Annotated in this window: 2 protein-coding genes and 1 pseudogene; 1 reads left to right on the forward strand and 2 read right to left on the reverse strand. The window is 76.9% G+C overall.

What is annotated here, in order from left to right; all coding sequences use genetic code 11:
* Nucleotides 1–75: 75 nt before the first annotated feature.
* Nucleotides 76–522 (reverse strand): TOBE domain-containing protein, encoded by a 447-nt coding sequence (locus ICW40_RS18220; protein ID WP_221655419.1) that lies wholly within the window; start codon nt 520–522, stop codon nt 76–78.
* A 175-nt stretch (nt 523–697) separates the two neighbouring features.
* Here ICW40_RS18220 and ICW40_RS18225 point away from each other — a divergent pair, with 175 nt between their 5' ends.
* Nucleotides 698–1,864 carry a ThiF family adenylyltransferase gene (locus ICW40_RS18225; protein WP_221655420.1) on the forward strand — a complete coding sequence of 389 codons (1,167 nt, stop codon included), beginning with the start codon at nt 698–700 and terminating at the stop codon, nt 1,862–1,864.
* Here ICW40_RS18225 and ICW40_RS18230 read toward each other — a convergent pair.
* A pseudogene (locus tag ICW40_RS18230) lies at nt 1,858–2,286 on the reverse strand (hypothetical protein); the annotation flags it as partial. The gene ICW40_RS18225 and the pseudogene ICW40_RS18230 overlap by 7 nt on opposite strands.

The raw sequence follows: 2,286 nt of genomic DNA on the forward strand, positions 1-2,286 counted from the left end.
GCCACACACCCCCGGCGACGAGCACGCCGACCGCGGCGAGCCCCGCGACGGGCCGGGCGCGCGGGGGGAGGCTTCTCATGCGTGCGGCCGCGCGCGGCCGCCGGGTGCGAGGTCGACCGCCGTCGGTCGTTCGACCGCGACGGTCGTCGCCTTCGCGGTGGCCGTCGCGAGGACGCCGGGCTCGAGCCCGAGCTCGTCGGCGGCCTCGCGGCTGATGAGCGAGACCACCCGGAACGGGCCCGCCTGGATCTCGACCTGCGCCATGACGGTGTCCCGGACGACCCGCGTGACCAGGCCCGTGAAGCGGTTGCGGACGGACTGCGACGCGGGCGGCCGTTCGGCGTCGCCGTCGGCGCCCGCGGCGAGCGCCTGCGCGAAGGCGGCGAGCTCGGCGCCATCGACCACCGTGCGGCCGGCCTCGTCCGTGGACGCGCTCAGGCGGCCGGCGTCGACCCAGCGCCGCACGGTGTCGGTGCTGACGCCGAGCAGGGACGCGACGTCGCGGATGCGGTAGGCATGCACGGGAGCAGCCTACGCACCTGCGGCTGTCTGAGCCGGGCAGCGGCGCATTTGCGACCAGCTGCGACCTGCACCTGCGGCGGCATCCACGGCCGACGCGGACCGGCCGAGGGCCGCACCGCCTGGTTCCCGACAACCCCTCGCGCGACGCCTCCTCGCGGCTCAGTACCGTGGCGACATGCCCCTCGCGCCCCTCGTCGAGCCGGGACCGCCGCTCACCGCCGCCCAGGTCGAGCGTTGGTCGCGGCACCTCCTGCTCCCCGTGCTGGGCGAGGCGGGTCAGCGCCGGCTGCGCAACGCCCGCGTGTGCGTCGTCGGCGCGGGTGGGCTGGGCGCCCCCGTCCTGCTCTACCTCGCGGCGGCCGGCGTCGGCCGCCTGGGCATCGTCGACCACGACGACGTCGAGCTCACCAACCTCCAGCGGCAGGTGGTCCACGGCACGGCCGACGTCGGCCGTGCCAAGACCGAGAGCGCGCGCGACGCGGTGCACGCGATCGACGACGGCGTCGACGTCGTGCTGCACCACGTGCGGCTCGACGCGACCAACGTCGACGCGGTGCTCGCCGGCTACGACCTGGTGGTCGACGGCACCGACAACTTCCCCACGCGGTACCTCGTCAACGACGCGTGCGTCCGGCTGGGGCTGCCGGAGGTGTGGGGGTCGGTGTACCGGTTCGACGCGCAGGTGTCCGTGTTCTGGGGGCGACCGCCGTCCGGCAGCGGCGCCGATCCGGTCCAGCTGCGCGACCTGTTCCCGGCGCCCCCGCCGCCCGGCAGCGTGCCGTCGTGCGCCGAGGGTGGCGTGCTCGGGGCGCTGGTCGGCCAGGTCGGGACGATCATGGCGACGGAGGCGGTCAAGCTCGTCACCGGTACGGGGGAGCCGCTGCTGGGACGGGTGCTCGTGCTCGACGGGCTCGCCGCGCGCTGGTCCGAGCTCCCGCTGCGCGGCAGCGTCACGACGGGCGACGGCGTCGACGACGCCGGGCCTGAGGGCGAGCACGAGGACGCCGTGGCGACGATCGCCGCGACCGCGCTCGCCGAGCGGCTCGCGGCGCGCGACCGCGGAGCCGACGACTTCACGCTGGTCGACGTCCGCGAGCCCGCCGAGCGCGCGATCGTCGCGATCCCCGGCGCGATCGCCGTGCCCCTGGGCGCGCTGCTCGACGGCAGCGGCGTCGCGGCCGTCCCTGCGGACCGTCCGGTGGTGCTGCACTGCCGCAGCGGTGTCCGGTCCGAGCAGGCCGCACGCGCCCTTCGGGCGGCCGGGCGCGACGACGTCGTGCACCTCGAGGGTGGCGTCCTGGCCTGGGTCCGCGACGTCGACCCGACGCTGCCGTCCTACTGAGCCCGCTCGCGACTCTCGAGGGGCACGGCGAGGTGCACGGCGAGATGCGCGGAGCAGACGCCCGGGCGCTCGAAGGGGACGAGGCGCGTGGCGGTCGCCGGGGAGCCGAGGCGCGCGAGCTCGCCCTGGATGAGGCCGAGGTGGGCGCCGCAGACGACGTCGGGGTGCTCGCGCGCGACCTCGAGGAACGGGCAGTGGTGCAGGTCGATGCGGCTGCCGTCGGCGGAGAGCTCGGGAGCGAAGCCCGCGGTACGGAGCGTGCGCAGGACCGGGGCGAGCGGCCCGGCCGACGGGGGAGCGGCGCCGTCCGTCACCGGTCCGGGCGTCCCGACGTCGGCGACGTCGGCGGGCGGGCTCGGCGCGCGGTTGCCATCGCCGGCCGGAGCTGCCGCGTGCTCGACCCAGCGGCGGCCCGCCTCGAC

This window comes from Actinotalea ferrariae, from assembly GCF_019733465.1.
Taxonomy (GTDB): domain Bacteria; phylum Actinomycetota; class Actinomycetes; order Actinomycetales; family Cellulomonadaceae; genus Actinotalea; species Actinotalea ferrariae_A.